The organism is Streptomyces sp. NPDC085481 (genome assembly GCF_044541845.1).
Taxonomy (GTDB): domain Bacteria; phylum Actinomycetota; class Actinomycetes; order Streptomycetales; family Streptomycetaceae; genus Streptomyces.
The window spans coordinates 361,034-381,215 of sequence record NZ_JBITTJ010000003.1; the positions used below are offsets into that span (position 1 = coordinate 361,034).

Annotated in this window: 18 protein-coding genes and 1 pseudogene; 5 read left to right on the top strand and 14 right to left on the bottom strand. The window is 73.4% G+C overall.

The window, feature by feature from the left end:
- Positions 1-71: 71 nt before the first annotated feature.
- Positions 72-1,145, top strand: a complete 1,074-nt coding sequence (locus ACIGEZ_RS10415; RefSeq protein ID WP_399828447.1) for an RNA ligase (ATP) — start codon at positions 72-74, stop codon at positions 1,143-1,145.
- A 94-nt stretch (positions 1,146-1,239) separates the two neighbouring features.
- Here ACIGEZ_RS10415 and soxR read toward each other — a convergent pair whose 3' ends face one another.
- Positions 1,240-1,704 carry a redox-sensitive transcriptional activator SoxR gene (gene soxR / locus ACIGEZ_RS10420; protein WP_399828450.1) on the bottom strand — a complete coding sequence of 155 codons (465 nt, stop codon included), beginning with the start codon at positions 1,702-1,704 and terminating at the stop codon, positions 1,240-1,242.
- Between the two features lie 120 nt (positions 1,705-1,824).
- Here soxR and ACIGEZ_RS10425 point away from each other — a divergent pair, with 120 nt between their 5' ends.
- Positions 1,825-2,286 carry a MaoC family dehydratase gene (locus tag ACIGEZ_RS10425; RefSeq protein WP_399828452.1) on the top strand — a complete coding sequence of 154 codons (462 nt, stop codon included), beginning with the start codon at positions 1,825-1,827 and terminating at the stop codon, positions 2,284-2,286.
- On the opposite strand, the gene ACIGEZ_RS10430 is transcribed toward ACIGEZ_RS10425, so the two are convergent.
- The 3 genes and pseudogenes from ACIGEZ_RS10430 to ACIGEZ_RS10440 all read right to left on the bottom strand — a co-directional run bounded on the left by ACIGEZ_RS10430 (position 2,277) and on the right by ACIGEZ_RS10440 (position 4,420).
- The gene (locus ACIGEZ_RS10430; RefSeq protein WP_399828456.1) at positions 2,277-2,903 is read right to left on the bottom strand and encodes a TetR/AcrR family transcriptional regulator; all 627 of its coding nucleotides are present in this window, start codon (positions 2,901-2,903) and stop codon (positions 2,277-2,279) included. The genes ACIGEZ_RS10425 and ACIGEZ_RS10430 overlap by 10 nt on opposite strands.
- Positions 2,904-2,986: 83 nt before the next feature.
- Positions 2,987-3,196: pseudogene (locus ACIGEZ_RS10435) on the bottom strand (YiaA/YiaB family inner membrane protein); the annotation flags it as partial.
- Between the two features lie 72 nt (positions 3,197-3,268).
- Positions 3,269-4,420, bottom strand: a complete 1,152-nt coding sequence (locus ACIGEZ_RS10440; protein ID WP_399828458.1) for an acyl-CoA dehydrogenase family protein — start codon at positions 4,418-4,420, stop codon at positions 3,269-3,271.
- Between the two features lie 74 nt (positions 4,421-4,494).
- Between ACIGEZ_RS10440 and ACIGEZ_RS10445 the strand changes: the two genes are divergently transcribed.
- From ACIGEZ_RS10445 to ACIGEZ_RS10455, 3 genes are all read left to right on the top strand, one after another.
- Complete coding sequence (locus ACIGEZ_RS10445; RefSeq protein ID WP_399828461.1) at positions 4,495-5,142, top strand: TetR/AcrR family transcriptional regulator; 648 nt, start codon at positions 4,495-4,497, stop codon at positions 5,140-5,142.
- A 102-nt stretch (positions 5,143-5,244) separates the two neighbouring features.
- The gene (locus tag ACIGEZ_RS10450; protein WP_399828463.1) at positions 5,245-5,940 is read left to right on the top strand and encodes an ArsR/SmtB family transcription factor; all 696 of its coding nucleotides are present in this window, start codon (positions 5,245-5,247) and stop codon (positions 5,938-5,940) included.
- 74 nt (positions 5,941-6,014) lie between these two features.
- Complete coding sequence (locus ACIGEZ_RS10455) at positions 6,015-6,926, top strand: DMT family transporter (RefSeq protein ID WP_399828466.1); 912 nt, start codon at positions 6,015-6,017, stop codon at positions 6,924-6,926.
- Here ACIGEZ_RS10455 and ACIGEZ_RS10460 read toward each other — a convergent pair.
- The 10 genes from ACIGEZ_RS10460 to ACIGEZ_RS10505 form a co-directional block, all read right to left on the bottom strand.
- Positions 6,923-8,011 carry a Zn-dependent alcohol dehydrogenase gene (locus ACIGEZ_RS10460; protein ID WP_399828468.1) on the bottom strand — a complete coding sequence of 363 codons (1,089 nt, stop codon included), beginning with the start codon at positions 8,009-8,011 and terminating at the stop codon, positions 6,923-6,925. The genes ACIGEZ_RS10455 and ACIGEZ_RS10460 overlap by 4 nt on opposite strands.
- Before the next feature lie 91 nt (positions 8,012-8,102).
- Positions 8,103-9,494 carry an aldehyde dehydrogenase family protein gene (locus ACIGEZ_RS10465; RefSeq protein ID WP_399828471.1) on the bottom strand — a complete coding sequence of 464 codons (1,392 nt, stop codon included), beginning with the start codon at positions 9,492-9,494 and terminating at the stop codon, positions 8,103-8,105.
- A gap of 168 nt (positions 9,495-9,662) precedes the next feature.
- Entirely contained in the window at positions 9,663-10,511 is an 849-nt protein-coding gene (locus tag ACIGEZ_RS10470; RefSeq protein ID WP_399828473.1) for a class F sortase, read from the bottom strand.
- Positions 10,498-11,208, bottom strand: a complete 711-nt coding sequence (locus tag ACIGEZ_RS10475; RefSeq protein ID WP_399828476.1) for a hypothetical protein — start codon at positions 11,206-11,208, stop codon at positions 10,498-10,500. Before ACIGEZ_RS10475 ends, ACIGEZ_RS10470 begins: the two co-directional genes overlap by 14 nt.
- A 136-nt stretch (positions 11,209-11,344) precedes the next feature.
- The gene (locus tag ACIGEZ_RS10480; RefSeq protein WP_399828479.1) at positions 11,345-12,757 is read right to left on the bottom strand and encodes a CitMHS family transporter; all 1,413 of its coding nucleotides are present in this window, start codon (positions 12,755-12,757) and stop codon (positions 11,345-11,347) included.
- 121 nt (positions 12,758-12,878) lie between these two features.
- The gene (locus ACIGEZ_RS10485; protein WP_399828481.1) at positions 12,879-15,080 is read right to left on the bottom strand and encodes a molybdopterin-dependent oxidoreductase; all 2,202 of its coding nucleotides are present in this window, start codon (positions 15,078-15,080) and stop codon (positions 12,879-12,881) included.
- 77 nt (positions 15,081-15,157) lie between these two features.
- On the bottom strand, positions 15,158-15,808 hold the full coding sequence (locus tag ACIGEZ_RS10490) for a TetR family transcriptional regulator (protein WP_399828711.1): 651 nt from the start codon (positions 15,806-15,808) through the stop codon (positions 15,158-15,160).
- A 19-nt stretch (positions 15,809-15,827) separates the two neighbouring features.
- Entirely contained in the window at positions 15,828-17,114 is a 1,287-nt protein-coding gene (locus ACIGEZ_RS10495; RefSeq protein WP_399828484.1) for a hypothetical protein, read from the bottom strand.
- Complete coding sequence (locus ACIGEZ_RS10500) at positions 17,111-18,010, bottom strand: hypothetical protein (protein ID WP_399828486.1); 900 nt, start codon at positions 18,008-18,010, stop codon at positions 17,111-17,113. Before ACIGEZ_RS10500 ends, ACIGEZ_RS10495 begins: the two co-directional genes overlap by 4 nt.
- Positions 18,007-20,079 carry a right-handed parallel beta-helix repeat-containing protein gene (locus ACIGEZ_RS10505; protein WP_399828488.1) on the bottom strand — a complete coding sequence of 691 codons (2,073 nt, stop codon included), beginning with the start codon at positions 20,077-20,079 and terminating at the stop codon, positions 18,007-18,009. The genes ACIGEZ_RS10500 and ACIGEZ_RS10505 overlap by 4 nt, the downstream gene beginning before the upstream one ends.
- Positions 20,080-20,182: the final 103 nt, after the last annotated feature.

The window sequence follows — 20,182 nt, forward strand, 5'->3', positions numbered from 1 at the left end:
ACTTCGCGCCCGGCACAGTGTGGGGTGATGACCACGCCACAGAAGCACACCGAGCGACCGGAGTTCTGACCATGTCGACGCTGCGCGTCACCGCCGAGACCCTGACCGTCCACGACCACCCGAACGCCGACGCGCTGGAGCTGGCGCAGGTCGGTCTCTACCGGGCGGTCGTCGCCAAGGGCGTGTACCGGACCGGAGACGTGGCGCTCTACATTCCGGAGCAGGCGGTGCTTCCGGCCGGGCTCGTCGACGAGCTGGGTCTCACGGGACGTCTCGCGGGGAAGGCCTCGGACCGGGTCAAGGCGGTGCGCCTGCGCGGGGAGTTGTCGCAGGGGATCGTCTGCCGGCCGAAGGCGCTCGACGGGGTGGACCTGAAGCAGGCGGCCGCCGACGGGACGGACTTCGCGGAGCTGCTCGGCATCGCCAAGTGGGCGCCGCCGGTCCCGCCGACGATGAGCGGGGACGTGGAGGCGGCGCCGGATCTGCTGCCGTGGGTGGAGATCGAGAACCTGCACCGCTTCCCGGACGTCTTCGAGCCGGGCGAGCCGGTGGTCCTCACCGAGAAGCTGCACGGCACGGCCTGCCTGGTGACGTACGCGGCCGGGGACGGCCGGGTCCACGTCTCCTCCAAGGGCTTCGGCGCCAGGGGTCTCGCCCTGAAGGAGGACCCGCGCAACCTGTACTGGCGCGCCGTCCTCGGGCACGGCGTCCCCGCCGTCGCGGCCCGGCTCGCCGAGCGGCTCGGGGCGGCCCGCGTCGGGCTGTTCGGCGAGGTGTACGGGGCGGGCGTGCAGGACCTGGCGTACGGGGCGAACGCCCGCGTCCAGGACGGGCTCGGGTACGCGGTGTTCGACGTCTCCGCCGAGATCGACGGGCAGGTCCGCTGGCTGGACCCGGCCGAGGTCCTGGAGCCGGGCGAGCTGCCGCTCGTACCGCGCCTGTTCACCGGCCCGTACGACCTCGACACCGTCCTCGCGCTGGCGAGCGGACGGGAGACGGTCTCCGGGCGGGAGCTGCATCTGCGCGAGGGGGTCGTGATCCGGCCGGTGGCCGAGCGGCACAGCCCCGTCGTCGGCGGGCGCGCGATCGCGAAGGCGGTCAGCCCCGCGTATCTGACCCGCAAGGGCGGCACCGAGTACGAGTGACGCCGGCGCGAAGAGCCGAGCAGGGGCCCGTCCACGGGGGTGGCGGGCCCCTGCTCCATGTCGTCGTGTCGTCGTCGGTCCGTCTGACGCTTCCCTACGCTTCCTTGCGCTCCGGCATCAGGCGCGAGCCCGTCAGCCGCTCGCCGAACACGTCGTCGGGGTTGGACAGCACGCAGTTCTCGAGGGACAGACAGCCGCAGCCGATGCAGTCCGTCAGATGGTCCCGCAGCCGCCCCAGCTGCTTGATCCGCTCGTCCAGCTCCGCCCGCCAGGTCGACGAGAGCCGTGCCCAGTCCTCGTTGGTGGGGGTGCGCTCCTCGGGCAGCTGGGCCAGTGCGTCGCGGACCGTCGCCAGCGGGATGCCGACCCGCTGGGCGGCCCGGATGAAGGCCACCCGGCGCAGTACGTCGCGCCCGTAGCGGCGTTGGTTGCCGCTGGTGCGCCGGCTGCTGATCAGGCCCTTGGCCTCGTAGAAGTGCAGGGCCGAGACGGCCGCTCCGCTGCGCGCGGACAGCTGGCCGACGGTGAGCTCGTGGATCTTCTCGGGAATCTGGGGCACCCGGTCGAGCCTACGCGAGGCCCGCCGTCTCCCACCGGCCCTCCGTTGACAGGAGACCACCCACGCCCACATGCTGAGCAAGCGCTTAGACATCACCCAGGAACGAGAGGGAGCGGGAACATGGCCGAGCCGAGGATCTTCACCTCCGCCGAGGAGCTGCACGCCGGGGTGGGCGAGCAACTGGGCCACAGCGACTGGCTGGAGATCGAGCAGAAGCGGATCGACCAGTTCGCCGACGCCACCGGCGACCACCAGTGGATCCACGTCGACCCGGAGCGCGCCGCCACCGGGCCGTTCAAGAAGACGATCGCGCACGGCTACCTCACGCTCTCGCTGCTGCCGACCCTGGTCCCGCAGATCATGCGCGTCGAGGGCATGAAGATGGGCCTCAACTACGGCACCAACAAGGTCCGTTTCCCCTCCCCCGTGCCGGTCGGCTCGCGGCTGCGCGCGACCGCCGTGCTCACCGACGTGACGGAGGCCGGCGGCGGGGTGCAGGTGACGGCGACGGTCACGGTGGAGCGCGAGGGCGGCGACAAGCCGGTGTGCGTCGCCGAGTCGGTGTCCCGCTACTACTTCTGAGCGCCGACCATCCGCAGGACGAGGTCGGCGTAGAGCGCGCCGACCTCGTCGGGCGTCCGGCGTCCCTGGGTGTTGAACCAGCGCGAGACGTCGATGCACAGGGAGAGCACGGCGACCGTGGTGCCGGGCACGTCCGGGACGTCGAACTCCCCCGCCGCCACGCCCTCGTTGATGATCCGCCGCACGGTGGCGTCCGACTCGCGGCGCAGCGCCACGATCTCGGTGCGGTGCTCCTGGCCGAGGGCGTCGAGCTCGTACTGCACGACCCGGGCGGTGGTGTGCCGCTCGGCGTGCCAGCGGACGAAGGACCGTACGGCGTCGGCGAGCCGCTCCGCGGCCGTGCCCTCGCCGTCGGCGGCGGCCCGCAGGATCTCCAGGGCCTTGTCGTGGCCGATCCGGCTGATCCGGTGGAGCAGCTCTTCCTTGGTCTTGTAGTGGATGTAGAGCGCCGCCGGGCTCATGCCGGCCCGTCCCGCGATGTCCCGGGTGGTGGTGGCGTGGTACCCGCGCTCGGCGAACGCCTCCACGGCCGCGACCAGCAGGCGTCGTGCGGCCTCGGGCGTGACCTCGCCCCACGGCATGTCCTCGCCGCCGGGCGTCTCCTCCGCCGCGCTCATCGCACTCTCCTTCTCGGGGCCGTCGGAACGAACACCATACAACGAAGGTGAGCAAGCGCTTAGAGATTGCCCGGGCTGCGTCACGCCTCCTGCCGGTCGCGGACGACCTTGGCGAGGGTGAAGGCGGAGGTGGTGAGGTACAAGACCGCGACGGCCAGGAAGCCGCGGACCCAGGCGTCGGCCTCCAGCCTGTAGATCCCCACGGTCACGGCCACGAGGGCGAGGCCGAAGGAGATGACGGCCTGCATGTAGTAGGCGGCGGTGTTCTGCTGTCTGACCGGATAGTCGCTCATGGCGGACAGCATCGGGCGGATGTGGCCCCCGCCACATCCGCCCGGATACTCAGGGGATCCCCCAGCGGGTACTCAGAACGCCGACACGCCCGTCAGCGCCCGCCCGATGATGAGCTTCTGGATCTGGCTGGTGCCCTCGTACAGGGTCATCACCCGAGCGTCGCGCAGCAGCTTGCCGACCGGGTACTCGTCGATGTAGCCGTAGCCGCCGAAGACCTGGAGCGCGTTGTTCGCGGCGCGGACGGCGGCCTCGGAGGCGTACAGCTTGGCCTTCGACGCGGCGGTGGCGAACTCCTGGCCGCGGTCGATCAGGTCGGCGACGCGCCAGGTGAGCAGCCGGGCCGCGTCCACGTCGACCGCGATGTCGCTGATCAGTTCCTGGACGAGCTGGTACGAGGCGATGGGCTTGCCGAACTGCTCGCGCTCGCCGGCGTACCGCACCGCCGCGTCGAGCGCGGCCTGGGCGATGCCGACGCAGCCGGCGGCGACCGACATCCGGCCCTTGGCGAGCGCGGACATGGCTATGGAGAAGCCCTTGCCCTCGGGGCCGAGCAGGGCGCTCGCCGGGACGCGGACGCCCTCGAGGACCAGTTCGGCGGTGGCCTGGCCGCGCAGGCCGAGCTTGCCGTGGATGGTGCGGCGGGTGAGGCCGGGGGTGTCGGTGGGGACGAGGAAGGCGGAGACGCCCTTGTGGCCGGGGATGTCATGGGTGCGGGCGAAGAGCAGCACGACATCGGCCCAGGTGCCGTTGGTGATGAACATCTTGCTGCCGTCGATCACGTACGCGTCGCCGTCGCGGACCGCGCGGGTGGACAGGTTGCCCGCGTCGGAGCCGGTGCCCGGCTCGGTGAGACCGAAGCAGCCGATCGCGTCGCCGGCGGTGAGCCGCGGCAGCCAGGTCCGCTTCTGCTCCTCGGTCCCCCAGGACGCGACGGTCTTGGCGACCAGGCCGAGCGAGACGGAGACGATGCCGCGGACCGAGGAGTCGCCGCGGCCCAGCTCCTCGGTGACGAGGCAGTACGACAGGTGGTCACCGCCGGAGCCGCCGTACTCCTCGGGAATCGTCAGCCCGAGGAATCCCACCGATCCGAGCTTCTTCACGATCGACTTGTCGACGTTCTCGGCTCGGTCCCACTCGACGGCGTACGGGGCGACCTCGCGGGCGACGAAGTCCCCGGCGAGCCGGCGTACGGCCTCCTGCTCGTCGCTCAGCTCCAGATTCACCGCGCCACCCCTCTCACTCCGGTCACTCCGGCCGACTTAAATTATCACTGCTAGTTTTATTTCCCGCGCCTACTATGTGCGCCATGGCCCGACCGCGCAAGCCCCTCCTCAGCCGAGACCGCATCGTCGAGACGGCGGGAGCGCTCGTGGACGCGGAGGGGCTCGCGGCCCTCTCCACCAGGCGACTCGCGGCCGAACTCGGCGTGAGCGGGCCCTCGCTCTACAACCACTTCCGGACGAAGGACGAGATCCTGGACGCGGTCGCGGACGCCGTCAGCGCCAAGATCGACCTGTCGATGTTCGCGCCCGACGACCCCCGCGACTGGCACACCGCCCTGCATGACTGGGCCGTCTCCTACCGCGCCGCCCTCGCCGACCACCCGCACATCGTCCCGGTCCTCGCCCAGGGCCCCGGCCGCCGCCCGGCCGGCCTCCGGGTCGCCGACGCGGTCTTCGGCGGGATGGTCCGCGCGGGCTGGCCCCCGGCCCAGGCCACCCACATCGGCGCCCTGATGCGCTACTTCATCACCGGCTCCGCCCTCGGCTCCTTCGCCCGCGGCTTCGTCGACGACGAGACGGCCTACGACCCCGCCGACTACCCGCACCTCGGCCAGGCCCATCTCCTCGCGGACCGCCGCGAGAAGGTCGACGAGGGCGCCTTCGAAACGGGGCTGCGGGCACTGCTCGACGGGTTGCGGGCGCAGTACGAGCGGTACGCGTAGGAAGTCACCCTCGGCGTCCGGTGAAGACACCACCAAGGGGCGGCCCCCGCGACAGGTGACGTTTCGGCCGTCGCCGAACCATTCGTGCGACATCCTGGCTGCATGGCTTCCCGACACCTCGCCGCCTTCGCCGCGCTCTTCGCCGATGAGACCCGTGCCGCGTTCCTCCTGGCCCTGCTCGACGGGCGGGCCTGGACCGCCGGGGAGTTGGCGCGGCATGCGGGGGTGGCGGCGTCGACGGCCAGCGAGCACCTGGGGAAGCTCGTCGCGGGCGGGGTGCTCGCCGAGGAGCGACAGGGCCGGCACCGGTACGTGCGGCTCGCCGACGCCGGGGTCGCGCATCTCGTGGAGGATCTGGCCGCCCGTTCCGAGCCGGTCGCGGCCGAGGCTCCGCGCGGTCTGCGCGCCGCGAGCGCCGGGCGGGCGATGGCGCGGGGGCGGACCTGTTACGACCATCTCGCCGGGCGGCTCGGGATCGCGGTCACCGACGCGATGACCGAGCGCGGACTGCTGCGCCAGGACACCGGGTTCGCCCTCACCGACCGGGGCGTGGCCTGGTTCGACGGGCTCGGCATCGCCCTCGTACCGAAGGGGCGGCGGCCCCTCGCGCGTGGCTGCCTCGACTGGACCGAGCGGCGGCCGCACCTCGCCGGGCTCGCGGGTGCGGCGCTGTGCCGGCACGCGCTGGACGCCGGCTGGTGCGTACGGATCGGGTCCGAGCGTGCGGTGAAGGTGACCCAGGAGGGCGAGCGGGCGCTGCACAAGGCGCTCGGGATCGACGCGGCGGTCCTGCGGTGAGCGGGGTCCCGCGTGGCGGCCCGTCGCCCGATATTGCGGTGAAGGCCGAACCGTCCGCGCCGTACGGTCGGTCCATGTCGAACCGAACCTCGCGCCTCGCGCTCGCCGCGGCCGGTGTCACCGTCGTCCTGTGGGCCTCCGCCTTCGTCTCCATCCGCAGCGCCGGCGCCGCCTACTCCCCCGGTGCCCTGGCCCTCGGGCGGCTCCTCGCCGGTTCCCTGGTGCTCGGGGCCGTGCTCCTCATACGGCGCGGGGGGCTGCCACCACGGGCGGCCTGGCCGGGGATCGCCGTGTCCGGGCTGCTGTGGTTCGGGGCGTACATGGTGGTGCTCAACTGGGGCGAGCAGGAGGTCGACGCCGGGACGGCCGCGATGGTCGTGAACATCGGCCCCATCCTCATCGCCCTGCTCGGCGCCCGGTTCCTCAAGGAGTCGCTGCCGCCCCGCCTGCTCGCCGGCATGGCCGTGTCCTTCGCGGGCGCCGTGGCGGTCGGGCTCTCCATGTCCGGCGAGGGGCACGCCTCGGTCCTGGGCGTGGTGCTCTGTCTGCTCGCCGCGATCGCGTACGCGGGCGGTGTCGTCGCCCAGAAGCCGGCGCTCGCGCACGGCAGCGCGCTCCAGGTGACGACCTTCGGCTGCCTCGTGGGCACGGTGGCGTGCCTGCCGTTCGCCGGGCGGCTCGTCGAGGAGGCGGGCCGCGCCCCGCTGTCGGCGACCCTCAACATGGTCTACCTCGGGGTGTTCCCGACCGCACTCGCCTTCACCACCTGGGCCTACGCCCTGGCCCGTACGACCGCGGGACGCATGGGCGCGACGACGTACGCCGTGCCCGCCCTGGTCGTGCTGATGGCCTGGGTGTTCCTGGGCGAGCTGCCGGGGCTGCTCACCCTGGGCGGCGGCGCGCTGTGCCTCGCGGGCGTGGCCGTGTCCCGGTCCCGGCCGCGGGCCGTCGCCGAGCCCGCGGCCGTCGCCGAAAAGGCGGCCTAGGGAGTCGGGAACACGACCAGGGCCCGGCCGCCCTTGCCCGCCAGCATGTTGTCGAACGCGCCCGGGATGCCCTCCAGGGTGATGCGCTCGGTGACCAGTGCGCCCAGGTCGAGGCGGCCCGCGCGGATGTGCCCGGCGAGGACCGGCAGGTCCCTGGCCGGGTCGGAGTTGCCGTAGACGCAGCCGGACAGGGTGCGGCCCCAGTGGAAGATCTCCAGGGCGTTGAAGGTGACCTGCTGGTCCTTGCCGCCGATGCCGACGACCGTCGTGCGGCCGCCGCGCCGGGTGGCTTCCCAGGCGGTGCGGATGGTGGCCGCCCGGCCGACGCACTCCACCGACACGTCGGCGCCGTGGCCGCCCGTCAGCTTCCTGATCTCCTTCGCGGTGGTCTCGGAGGCGACCACGTACTCGGTGGCGCCGGCCGCCCGGGCCAGCGCCTCCTTCTCGGGCGAGACGTCGACCGCGACGATCGTCGAGGCCCCGGCGATCCGGGCGGCCTGGAGGGTCGCGAGGCCGACGCCGCCGACCCCGAAGACGGCGACGGACTCGCCCTCGCGGACCCGCGCGGAGTGGTGGACGGCGCCCCAGCCGGTGAGGACCGCGCAGCCGAGCAGGGCGGCGTCGGTGAGCGGTACGCCGTCGGGGACGGGCAGCACGCAGTTCGCGGCGACCACGGTCTCCTCGGCGAACGCGGCCACGTTGAGCCCGGGGTGGAGCTCGGTGCCGTGCTGGGTGCGGGCGTACACGTTCGCGGCGCCGGTCAGCGCGTTCGCGCAGAGCCAGACCTCGCCGATCGTGCAGTGGTGGCAGGTGCCGCAGGAGGGCGCCCAGTTGAGGACCACGCCGTCCCCGGGGGCGACATGGGTGACGCCCTCGCCGACGGAGACGACCGTGCCGGCGCCCTCGTGGCCGAGGACGGCGGGGACCGGCACCCTCATGGTGCCGTTGGACAGCGACAGGTCGGAGTGGCAGACCCCGGCCGCGGCGAGGCGGACCCGGACCTGGCCGGGGCCGGGCTCGGGCAGTTCTATGCCGGTGATCTCCAGGGGAGAGCCGACGGCGGGCAGGACGGCGGCGCGGATCACGCGTGGGGCTCCTTCGGTGGGGACGGCGGGGAGTGCGGCAGCGTCAGGGCCACAGGACGTGCAGGACCGCTGAGTCGGAACCGCGGAGGCGTCAGAACTGCAGCGACTTGGTCTGGAGGTACTCCGCCAGGCCGTGCGCCCCCAGCTCGCGCCCCACGCCGGACTGCTTCCAGCCGCCGAACGGGGCCAGCGGGTTGAAGCGTCCGCCGTTGATGTCGACCTGGCCGGTCTCCATGCGGCGGGCGAAGGCGACGGCCTCGTCCGGCTCGCCCCAGACGGCGCCGCCGAGGCCGTACACGGTGCCGTTGGCGATGGCGAGGGCGTCGGCCTCGTCCTCGTAGCGGATGATCGAGACGACCGGGCCGAAGATCTCCTCCTGGGCGATCGTCATCTCGGGGGTGACGTCGGCGAAGACCGTCGGGGAGACGTAGTAGCCGGTCTCACGCGGGGCCTCGGGGCCGCCGGCGACGAGCCGGGCGCCCTCCTCGATGCCCTTCTCGATGTAGCCGCGGACCCGGTCGCGCTGCTTGGCGCTGACGAGCGGGCCGACGCGCTCGCCGGGGACGTACTGGGCGACGGCCTCGGCGGCGAGGGCGACGGCCTCCTCGTACCGCTCGGCGGGGACGAGCATCCGCGTCCAGGCGCTGCACGTCTGGCCGGAGTTGGACATGACGTTGGCGATGCCGGCGGCGACCGCCTTGCCGAGGTCGGCGCCGGGCAGGATGACGTTGGCGGACTTGCCGCCGAGTTCCAGGGCGACGCGCTTGACCGCCCCGCCGGCCAGGGCGCCGATCCTCCGGCCGACGGCGGTGGAGCCGGTGAAGGAGACCAGGTCGACGCCGGGGTGTTCGGCCAGGGCCTGGCCCGCGACCGTGCCGAGGCCGGTGACCAGGTTGAAGACGCCGGCCGGGACGCCGGCCGCGTGGACGGCCTCGGCGAACAGCTGGGCGGTGAGCGGGGTGTCCTCGGCGGGCTTGAGGACGACGGTGCAGCCGGCGGCGAGGGCGGGGGCCACCTTGGCAACGATCTGGTGCAGCGGGTAGTTCCAGGGCGTGATCGCGGCGACGACGCCGACCGGCTCGGAGTAGACGGTCGAGTTGCCGACCTTCTCCTCGAAGGGGTGGGTGGCGGCGAGTTCGGCGTACGAGCCGGCCACCGCGATCGGCAGTCCTGCGTGCACGGCGGCCGCGATCCGCGGCGGGGCGCCCAGCTCGGCGGTGACGGTGGCGGCGATCTCCTCGGCGCGCGCGGCGAGCGCGTCGCGCAGCGCGGCGATCCGGGCGGCGCGGGCGGCGGGCGGGGTGGCGGCCCAGCCGGGGAAGGCGGCGCGGGCGGCGCGTACGGCGGCGTCGACGTCCTCGGCGGTGCCGGCCGGGACGTGGGCGATGACCTGCTCGTCGGCCGGGTCGATCACGGCGATCGTCTCCGGGCCGGCGGCGGGTCGCCACTCGCCGCCGATGTACATCGCGTCGTGGCTGTTCATCCGCTGTCTCCTCACACGTCTGGGTCACCCGGCGGGCTCACCCGGCGGGTCACACGTCGAGGACAAAACTAGCGCCGTTAGTTTTTTGGCGCCAGGCCCCCTGCTCCCGGGTACGGACCGATCGTAGAGGGGATGCGAAAGGGGCCTCCGGGGAGAGGCCCCTGTGCGTCAGATCTCCCGGTCGACGCCCGTGAGGTGGGCGAAGACCACGATGTTGGACTCGTAGCCGCCCTTGCGGTCGAAGGTGCCGCCGCAGGTGAGCAGGCGCAGTTCGGGGCGGCCCGTGGCCCCGTACACCTCCTTGTCGGGGAAGGCCGACTTGGCGTACGTCCGCACCCGGTCGACCGTGAAGACGGCGACGCGGCCGTCGGCGCGGGCGACCCGGACGGTGTTGCCGGGACTGAGCGAGTTGAGGTTGAGGAAGATCGCCGGTCCGGTGCGGGTGTCGCGGTGGCCGACGACGACGGCGGTGCCACGCTCACCGGGGCTGGCGCCGTCCTCGTACCAGCCCACGATCCGGGGATTGTCGATCGGCGGGGTGGCCAGCCGTCCGGAGCCGTCGAGGCCGAGCCGCTGGACGGGGGCCTCGATGGTGATGGCGGGGACGGCCAGGGCGGTGGGCCGGGAGCGGTTCAAGGGGGCCGGCGGGGGCTGGGGCTCCACACGGGCCTTGGCCGCCGGTTTGGGGGCGGCCTTCGGCCGGGGGGCGCTCTTCGGCTTGGGGTCCGCGCTCGCCGCCGCCGGTCCCGCCGCTCCGTGCGCGGCGGGGCCCGCGGCGAGCGCCGGGCCCGGCGGCTCGCCGTCGTGGGCCCACCAGACGCCGCCGACGACCAGCGTCAGGGAGACGGCGACGGTTCTGGCGAGCCGCAGGAGCCGGCGCTGCCGGCGGGTGGTGGGCCTGCGCGAGGCCGGCCCGCGCAGAGGGGGCCGGCGCGGGCTCCGCTCACCCGACGGGTGAGACGGAGCCCGGCCGGTGAGGGCCGTCCTGCGCGGGAAGGGGGACCTACGCAGCGCCATTGTTGCGGCGGCGCGAACGGCGGATGAGGATCAGGCCCGCGGTGCCCGCGAGACCCGCGGCGAGGGCGGATCCGACGCCGAAGGCGGAGTCGTCGTCGGCCACGGTGTCCGCGGATCCGCCGCCGCCCGCTCCGACCGCGCCGTGGGGCGGCTTGTGGTGGCCGTTGCCGCCGTCATGGCCACCGTGGCCGCCTCCGTTGCCCCCGTTGGCGCCGCCGGTGGGGGGCGGGGTGGTGGGCGGCGGGCTGCTCGGCGGGGTGGTGGTCGGCGGGCTCGAGGGCGTGACGTCACAGTCGACCCGGAAGACCTTGCTCTTCTTGGCGCCCGTCTGCCCCACGAAGGTCCACTCGACCTTGTACATGCCGTCGGGCAGCGCCATGTCGGAGGTGTATCCGTCACCGGCGGGATCGAGGGTGATGTCACCCGTTCTCACCGCGCCGTTGCTCCCTGGCTGGTTGAAGATCTCCCAGTGGACCTGCTGCAAGCCGTCGAAGTTGAAGGCCGCGAAGTGGAACTCACAGACCTGCGGGTGGTTGCTCTGGTCGGGCTCGATCGTGCCCTTGCGGTGGACCTTGATGTCGCCGTTGTCCCCGGGGGCCGCGAAGGCGGCGGGCGCGCCGGCCAGGGCCACGGCACCCAGGGTGAGGCCGGCAAGGGCGGTGGACAGCAGGGGACGGACAGCTGCCTGAGCGGTCATGCGGGATTCCTCCAGTCGTACACAGATATCGGAACGATGGACCGATAATCTGACTATTGGTCATCACATGACTACGGAGGGTGGCACCGTGCCGCGCCACCCTCCGACTTCCACCCGTCCGGCCGCTCGGTCCGGCCTAGATGATCCCGAAGAGGACTCCCGCCGCGAGCACCACCAGCGAGGTCAGCGCGGCCCACTTCACCGTGAACCGGGTGTGGTCGCCGAACTCGACCTTCGCCATGCCGACCAGCACGTACACCGCGGGCACCAGCGGGCTCGACATGTGCAGCGCCTGGCCGACCAGCGAGGCGCGGGCGATCTCGAGCGGGGAGACGCCGTGGGCCGCGCCCGCCTCGGCGAGGACCGGCAGCACACCGAAGTAGAAGCCGTCGTTCGACATGAAGTAGGTGAGCGGGAGGCTCAGCACACCGGTGACCAGGGCCATGTGCGGGCCCATGCCCGCGGGGATGGCGCCGACCAGCCAGTCGGCCATGTGCTTGACCATGCCCGTGCCGGTGAGCACGCCGGTGAAGACGGCGGCGGCGAAGACCATGCCGGAGACGTTGAGGACGTTGTCGGCGTGGGCGGCGATGCGGGCCTTCTGCTCGGCCATCTTCGGGAAGTTGACGGTGAGCGCGAGTGCGGCGCCCAGCAGGAACAGCACCGGGATGGGCAGCAGCTCCATGATCATCGAGGCGAGCAGCACGACGGTGAGCCCGGCGTTGAACCAGTAGAGCCTCGGCCGCAGCGTCGCTCGCTGCGGGTCGAGCCCCTGGAAGCCGCCGTCCGTCTCCTCCGGGGTGGCCCCAGGCCGGCCGGCCGCGCCGGAGCCCGTCGCCTTCGCTCCCTCACCGCCGGCGCCGCCCGCGCCGCCTCCGCCCGCCGTGACCAGGGCGGTCTCGGTCTGCGGGACCAGGACCTCGTCGAGGCTGAGGTAGCCGATGCGCTTGCGCTCCCGGCGTCCGAGGACGTACGCGAGGACGAAGACGAAGAGCAGGCCGGCGCCGAGGGCCGGGATCATCGGGACGAAGACGTCGGCCGCGTCCAGTTTGAGCGCCGTCGCCGCCCGGGCCGTCGGGCCGCCCCAGGGCAGGGTGTTCATGACGCCGTTCGCCGTGGCGGCCACACCGGTCATGACGACCAGGCTCATGCCGAGCCGCTTGTAGAGCGGGTACATCGCCGAGACCGTGATCATGAAGGTGGTGGAGCCGTCGCCGTCCAGCGAGACGATCGCGGCGAGCACCGCCGTACCGACCACCACACGCACCGGGTCGGCCTTGCAGAAGCGCAGGATCCCCCGGACGATCGGGTCAAAGAGGCCGACGTCGATCATCACACCGAAGTAGACGATCGCGAACATCAGCATCGCCGCCGTGGGCGCGAGCTTGCCGACGCCTTCGATGACGTAGTCGCCCAGCTGGGCCCCTTGCCCGACGGCCACGCAGAACAACGCGGGAATGAGCACGAGCGCCGCGATCGGCGACATCTTCTTCATCATGATCAGGACCAGGAAGGTCGCGATCATGGCGAAGCCGAGGATGGTCAGCATGGGAGGACACCTCACGTTCACCCTTGAACTCCCGCCAGAGCGGCGGTCCGGATGACGGTAGGTGGCCCCTTCCGGCGTTAACAAGACGTTGACGTGTGAGCAATACGAGCAAAACCCCAGGTCACCGCAGGGGTGCTAGCTGGACGGGGAAGCCGTTGAGCACGGCCGTCCCCGACAGCGGGTCGAGCCGGGAACCGTCGAGCAACTGGTTGACGTTGACGCCGGGGCGTTCGGCGGCGACCGTGAGCCGGGTGCCGGGACGGTCGTGGCCCCAGCCGTGCGGCAGGCTCACGACGCCCGGGCGCACGGCGTCGGTGATCTCCACCTCGGCCGCCAGTTCGCCGCCCTCGCCCTTGATCCGGGCGAGGCCGCCGGGAGTGAGGTCGAGGCGGACAGCGTCCTCGGGGTGGACCTGGAGGGTGCAGCGGTTGGTGCCGCCGGTGAGGGCGGGGATGTTGTGCAGCCAGCTGTTGTTGGAGCGCAGATGGCGCCGCCCGACGAGCTGCACGCCGCCGGGGTCGGGTACGGCGTCGAGCGCGGCGCGCAGCCGGGGCAGGTCGGCGGCCAGCGGGGCGGGCAGCAGCTCGATCCGGCCGCTGCGGGTCTTGAGCAGCCCGGGCAGCCGGGGCTCCAGGGGGCCGAGGTCGATGCCGTGCGGCGCCGCGCGCAGGGCGTCGAGGGTCAGGCCGTACGGGCCGAGGCGCAGCATCAGGTCGAGGCGGCGCTCGGGTCCGGTGGCTCCGGTGAGGCCGGCGGCGACGGCCTTGGGGTCCTCCCCGTGGACGGGAGAGTGCTCCTGGGCGACGGCCTTGGCGAGGGTCGTGTCGATGGCGAGCTCGTCCACGGCCGACGGCGGGGCGCCGTGCAGACCGGAGACCGCGAGGATCAGCCGCGCGTGGATCTCGCACTCGTCCATGCGGCCGGGGGCGAGGGGGACGGCCGCGGCGGTGTAGCGGACCTGGTTGCGGACGGCGAACTGGTTGAAGGCGAAGTCGAAGTGCGCGCTCTGCGAGGGCGGCGGCGGGGGCAGCACGACGTCGGCGTGCCGGGTGGTCTCGTTGAGGTACGGGTCGACGGCGACCATGAAGTCGAGGGAGCCCAGGGCCGCGTCGAGGCGCCGGCCGTCGGGGGCGGACAGGACGGGGTTGGCGGCGACGGTGATCACCGCGCGGATGCGCCCCACCCCCGGGGTGTCGATCTCCTCGGCGAGGGCGACCAGCGGCAGCTCGCCCTTGGCCTCGGGGTGTCCGGAGACGCGGCTGGTCCAGCGGCCGAGCGCGAATCCCTTGCCGGGTCCCGCGGGGCGGGGTGCGGAGGCGGTCGCGGAGAGCGGGAAGAGGGCGCCGCCGGGGCGGTCGAGGTTGCCGGTGAGGACGTTGAGGACGTCGACGAGCCAGTTGCCGAGGGTGCCGTACGCGACGGTGGAGGAGCCCATCCGTCCGTAGACGGCGGCGGTGGGGGCGGCGGCCAGCTCCCGGGCGGTGGCGCGGATGGTGTCGGCGTCCAGGTCGCAGGCGGCTGCGACCGCCTCGGGGGTGAACTCCCGGACCGCCTCGCGGACTTCCCCGACGCCTTCGGCGTGTGCTTCGAGGGCGCCGAGACGGGTGAGGTCCTCCGCGAAGAGGGTGTGGGCGAGGGCGGCGAGGAAGAGGGCGTCGGCACCGGGCCGGATGGCGAGGTGGCGGTCGGCGAGGCGGGCGGTGCGGGTGCGGCGCGGGTCGACGACGGTGAGGGTGCCGCCGCGGCGGCGCAGCGCCTTCAGCCGGCCGGGGAAGTCGGGCGCGGTGCACAGGCTGCCGTTGGAGTCCAGCGGGTTGGCGCCCAGCATCAGGAGGTGGTCGGTGCGGTCGAGGTCGGGTACGGGGACGGCGAAGGCGTCGCCGAAGAGCAGCCCGCTGGAGACGTGCTTGGGCATCTGGTCGAGCGTGGAGGCGGTGAACAGGTTACGGCTGCGCAGGGCGCCGAGCAGCAGCGGCGGGTAGAGGGCGCCCGCGACGGTGTGCACGTTGGGGTTGCCGAGGACGACACCCACGGCGTTCGGCCCGTGCTCCTCGATGATCGGGCGGATCCGGGTGGCGATGCGGTCGAAGGCCTCGTCCCAGCCGGCCTCGCGCAGGGCGCCGTTCTCGCGGACCAGGGGGCCGGTGAGCCGGTCGGGGTCGGCGTCGACCTCGGGAAAGGCGGCGCCCTTCGGGCAGATGAAGCCCTGACTGAAGACGTCGTCGCGATCGCCGCGGGCGGCCGTGACCCGGGTGCCGTCGAGCGTGAGCGTCAGCCCGCAGGTCGCTTCGCACAGGGGGCAGATGCGCAGGGCGGTGGACATGGCGGTCTCCCTGGGGCGGCGGCGGTGGCGCGCGGGCAACGCGAGCATACCGACCGGTAGGGAGGTCCGACAGACCCCTACCCGAGCGAGGGGCTCAGGTACACGTGGAGGAGTTCGCGGGTCTCGGCGATCAGCGCCGGGTCGCCGGACGGGTCGGTGCGGAAGGCGAGTCGGAGCAGGGCGTCGGTGGCCTCGACCCCGACGAGGACCTTGCGGAGCAGGGTCTCGCCGGCGGGGCGGCCGAGGGGCTCGGCGAGCAGGCCGCAGATGCGTTCGGCGACACGGCGGTTGGGGTCCTCGTCGTCGGCCTCGCCGGGGGCGGGGACGCCGAAGTCGACCAGGGCGAAGCCGGGCACGGTCCGCTTCATCGCGATGTAGGCGTCGAGGACGGTGTCGATGGCGCCGAGGGCGTCGACGGCCGGCAGTGCGGCGAGTCCGGCGGTGATGCGGGCCGCGTAGCTGTCGAGGTTGCGGTGGGCGAGGGCGGCGGCCATCGACCGCTTGTTGCCGAAGAAGCGGTAGACGGAGCCGATCGGGACACCGGCGCGAGCGGCGACGGCGCGGGTGCTCAGCTGCTCGTAGCCGGTCTCGTCGAGGAGTTCGGCGCAGGCGTCGAGGATGCGGGCGAGCCGTTCGGCGCTGCGCTGCTGGACGGGGGCGCGGCGCAGGGCGGGGCCGGACGCCGGGGCCCGCGGGGGCTTCGGGGTGGGCTGGGGCACGGGGACCATCATGCCGCTCCGGCCGGGCTCAGGCGATCAGCAGGCCGATGCCGCCGAGGGTGTACGCGATCATCAGCGCGAACAGCGGGAGTTGGCCGGCGACGGCACGGGCGTGCGGGAACAGGCGGACGGACCGGTCGTGGGCGGCGACCACGCCGAGGACGTGGCCGGTGACGATCGCGGCGACCTGGAGGGTGGCGAGGCCGCCGGGGCCGAGGGGTGGAGCGGGTGAGGGGGCGTTGTCAGTGCCCGCTGCCATGATGACGGTACGTGGCCCTTCGGTGACGAGGAGTGTGAAGTAGTGGGCGACGAGATAGCCGAGGGCGATGGGCAGGAGCGAGTGGGCGAAGGAGGTGAGAGGCGTGGTGAGGTCGCGGTTCAGCAGACGCAGGGCGCCCGCGCAGAGGGCGTAGAGCGCGGCGACGAGGCCGACTGCGGCGAGCAGGCCGAGCGTGGCGGTGGGGGTGCGGCCGAGCGGTGAGGTCTGGAGGGCGGTGAGCCAGCGGGGGTTGTCGGAGAGGCCGTCGTAGGCGGTGGAGCCGAGCAGGACGCAGACGGTGGCGACGAGGCCGGGGGCCGGCGGAGTGGCGTCCAGGCCGTTGAAGGGGGAGCGCAGGGCGAGTCGGCCGTCGGAGCGGCGGCCGAGCGGGGAGAGCCGGGCGAGGAGGGAGGAGTAGACCTCGAAGGGGTCGGCGTGGGCGAACCAGTCGGCACCGTGGCGGGCGGCGCCGACGAGCTGGACGGCGGTGTGGAGGCCGAGGGCGAGGAGGAGGACGGTGGGCGCGGTGTTGTCGGGGGCGACCAGTTCGAGCCAGGTGAACAGGAGCAGTCCGGCGGCCGCGGGCCGGATGCCGAGGCGGGGAGGCAGGGGGCGGGGCGGGCGCCGGGCGGGGAGCAGGGCGTGCAGGGTGCGCAGCGGGTTGAGGAGGCGCCAGACGGGGCCGAGGAGGAGGGAGGCGGGGACGAGCCCGACCCAGAGCAGGACGTAGACGGCGCCGGGCGCGGGGTTGCGGTCCGGGTCGTCGGGGCCGAGGAGGAGGTGGAGCAGCAGGAGGAGCGCGGCGACGGCGCCCAGCACCCGCAGGGCGCTGCGGGTGGCGGGGGCGTCGGCGAGGTGCTGGAGGGCGGCGGGGAGCGGGCGGCCGGCCCGGTCGCCGCGGAAGCGGGAGGCGGACCAGAGCAGGCCGAGGGAGAGGAAGGAGACGAACAGGGCGGCGAAGGCGCCGGCGTACGCGTAGAAGGGTGAGAGGGGCAGGTCGTGCTGGGCGCCCACGCCATGGGCGAGCGGCAGCGGCGGCCCGGCGGGTGCCGTCATCGGACGACGAGTTGGCTCAGCACGAGTCCGGACTCGTGGGTCTCCACCTCGAAGAGGCCGGTGCGGTCGACGGTGAGGGTGAGGGTGGCGGCGCGTCCGGGGGACAGGGCGAGCTCGCGGTCGTAGCCGTGGACGTGGAGGGTGTCGGCGCGGTCACCGGTCACCCGGAGGGTGAGACGTTCGCCCTTCTTCAACTCGACCCGGGAAGGGGGTGGTTGTACGGAGTCGCCGCTGATGGTGATGGTGAGGGTGCGGCCGGACGGCTCGGCCGGGCCCGGGGTCGGCGCGGCCGCGCCGAGGCGGACGGTGGCCTCGACGGGGCGGCCCTCGACGGCCCAGGCGGTGTGGTCGTCGGCGTACAGCCGGACGGTGAGGGTGCGGGCGCCGGCCGGCACGTGGGCCCAGGGTCCGTAGGCGCGGGCGGTCTCGCGGCCGTCGACGAGGAGTCGGGCGTGGCCGGCTCCGGGGAGGGCGGCGCCGCCGGTGCTCTCGGGGGTGAAGCGGAACCTCTCCACCAGGAGGTGGACGTTCCAGCCGCCCTCGCTGTCGGGCCGGGCCTCGACGCGCACGGCCGGCGCTCCCGCGGCGGCCACCTCGCGGAGCCGGTGCCCGGTGGTGTCCTTGGCCGCGAGCAGGGTGCCGTTGCCGCCACTCGCCTCCTGGTGGCTGGTGCCGGGCCTGTGGTGGGTGGTGGGGCGCCCGCCGCAGCCGGCGACCAGGGCGGCGGCGAGGGCGAGTACGAGTACGGCGGTCGCCGTGCGGCTCGGGCGGGCCAGGCGGCTCGGGCGGGCCAGGCGGGCCGGGCGGGTCGGGCGGGCCAGGCGGGCCGGGCGGGCCGGGTCGCTCCAGCGGCTCCGATGGGCCGGGCGGCTCGGGTCGCTTCGGCGGGCGGTCATGCGGCACCGCCTGCGGGGGCGGCTGCCGGGGTGGGAGCGGTGGCCGGGTCCGGCGCGGAGGCGCGGGCGCCGGCGACGATCACGGCCCACAGGACCCAGACCACGGCGAGCAGTCCGCGCACCCAGGACGGGCTCAGCGGGATCCAGGGGATCATCAGGACCGCCTTGTCGAAGGCGTCGAGGAGGGTGAGGGCGCCGAGGGCCATGGTGGTCCAGGCGAAGACGGGGCGAGAGGGGCGGGTCGCACGGAGCGCCAGGCCGAGGGCGGTCCACCACAGGCCGGTCAGGAGCAGGGCCAGGGCCGGGACGACGGTCGGGGTGAGGGCGAGGGTCGAGCCGGCGACGTCGAGGGCCAGGCCGGTCAGGCCGAGGACGGTCGCCGCGCCCGCGAGGCGGCTGCCGCGCAGCCTGCGCCACCACAGGGTGGTGCCGGTCAGGGCGAGGACGGCCGCGACGCCGAGGGCCAGCTGGGTCTCGACGCGCTGGATGCCGCGGGCGCCGTACCAGTCGCAGCCGGCCGGGAGGCGCCGGGCCTGGACGTTGTAGTCGGCGCAGACGAGGAGTTGGGCCAGCTTGACCGGCTCGCCGACGAGGCGGTCGGTGGCGCCGGAGACCTCGCCCCGCAGGGAGCCGCAGGCGGGCAGGGCGTACGGGGAGGCGGCCCCGGCGTCGGACTGCCAGCAGTTGCCGCCGCCCTGGCCGTCCCACCACACGTCGGTGCGGTTGGGGCGGGAGGTGCCGGAGCGGTCGACGCCCAGGTGGTTGCCGGCGTAGCGGTTGTGGTGGGAGGTGTCGGTCTGCTTGCCCCACGCCGACTCGCCGCGGATGAAGGCGGGGACGGCGTTGAGGAAGAAGGCGGTCCGCTGGTGGCCGTAGATCCAGTTGTCCTCGTAGAGGTTCCAGTTGCCGCCTGCGGTGATGATGCCGGTGCCGGGCGGCATGGAGATCTGCGGGCAGACGACGCCCTGTTCGTAACCGCGCTCGGCGGGCGGCTTGGCGCACGTGCCGTCGGCGACGTACGGGTAGTAGTTCTGGTTGTTGTCGTGGATCAGATTCCGCTCGAAGCGGGCGTGGTTCTGCGGGAGTCCGGGGTGGCCGGGGAAGGCGGAGTCCATGGAGGCGCCGCCCATGTTGTGGTCGAACTCGTTGTCGTGGACGAAGACGGAGTCCCCGGCGGTGCCGCTGTAGCCGACCATGTTGTGGTGGCTGCGGCAGCCGGTGATCTCGATGGAGTGGCGGGGGACGTCGTATCCGCGGCCGTCGTTGATGTTCGAGGCCGAGCCGGGGTAGATGCCGGAGTCGCCGTTGCCGTAGGACTCGCAGTTCTTGTAGAGGCCGTGGTCGGAGGCGAAGGTGAGGAAGCCGTACTCGTCGTTCCAGCGGGTGAGGACGTCGTCGATGACGAAACCGTCGCCGGCGAGGACGTAGAGCGAGTTGAACGTGGTGCGCTGGGCGGTGAAGTTTCGGAAGTAGATTCCGTCCGACCGGTCGGCGCGGACGGCGTTGAGCTTGGCGTACCTGGCGTCGATGACGACGTCGAGGCGCGAGGCGCCGGTGCCCTCGATCTGGAGGTTCTTCTTGCCGAGGATCGCGACCAGGTTCTGGTTGTGCGGGCACTGCCGCTGCTGCTCGTAGCTGAGGATCTGGTAGCCGAACGACGAGCGCGGCGCCTTCAGGGCGGCGCAGGCGCCGGTGGGTGCCGGCAGGGAGGGCTCCTCCTCGTAGAGCCCGGGCAGGATCGCGATGGTCATGCCGGGCCGGTTCACGGCGTCGACGGCCTGCTGGAGGTGGCGGAAGCCCTGCCGCGCGCAGCGGTCGTACAGGGCGAGGTTGCGGGTCTTCAGGGCGGCCGGGAAGCCCGCGACCCGGCGCTGGAAGTCGGCCCGGTCGCTCTTGCAGACCAGGAGGTCGGGCTCGCCGGTGCGCAGCGCGGGGACGCTGCCCGAGCCGTCGGGGAAGGTGACGGGCCGCTCCTCGTGGGCCTGGGCGGCGGGAGCGGTGACGAGTGCGGCGGCGAGAGCCGCGAGCACGACCGAGAGCGCGAGAACGAACCTTCGGGTCCAGGGCATGCGCGTGAGAGTAGAGCAATGTTCATCTTTTGGAACCCCCCGCGCACGCCCCACGTCCAAGGAGCCCGGAAAAGCCCCCGTTGACGCGAGCAGGCGCGGAATC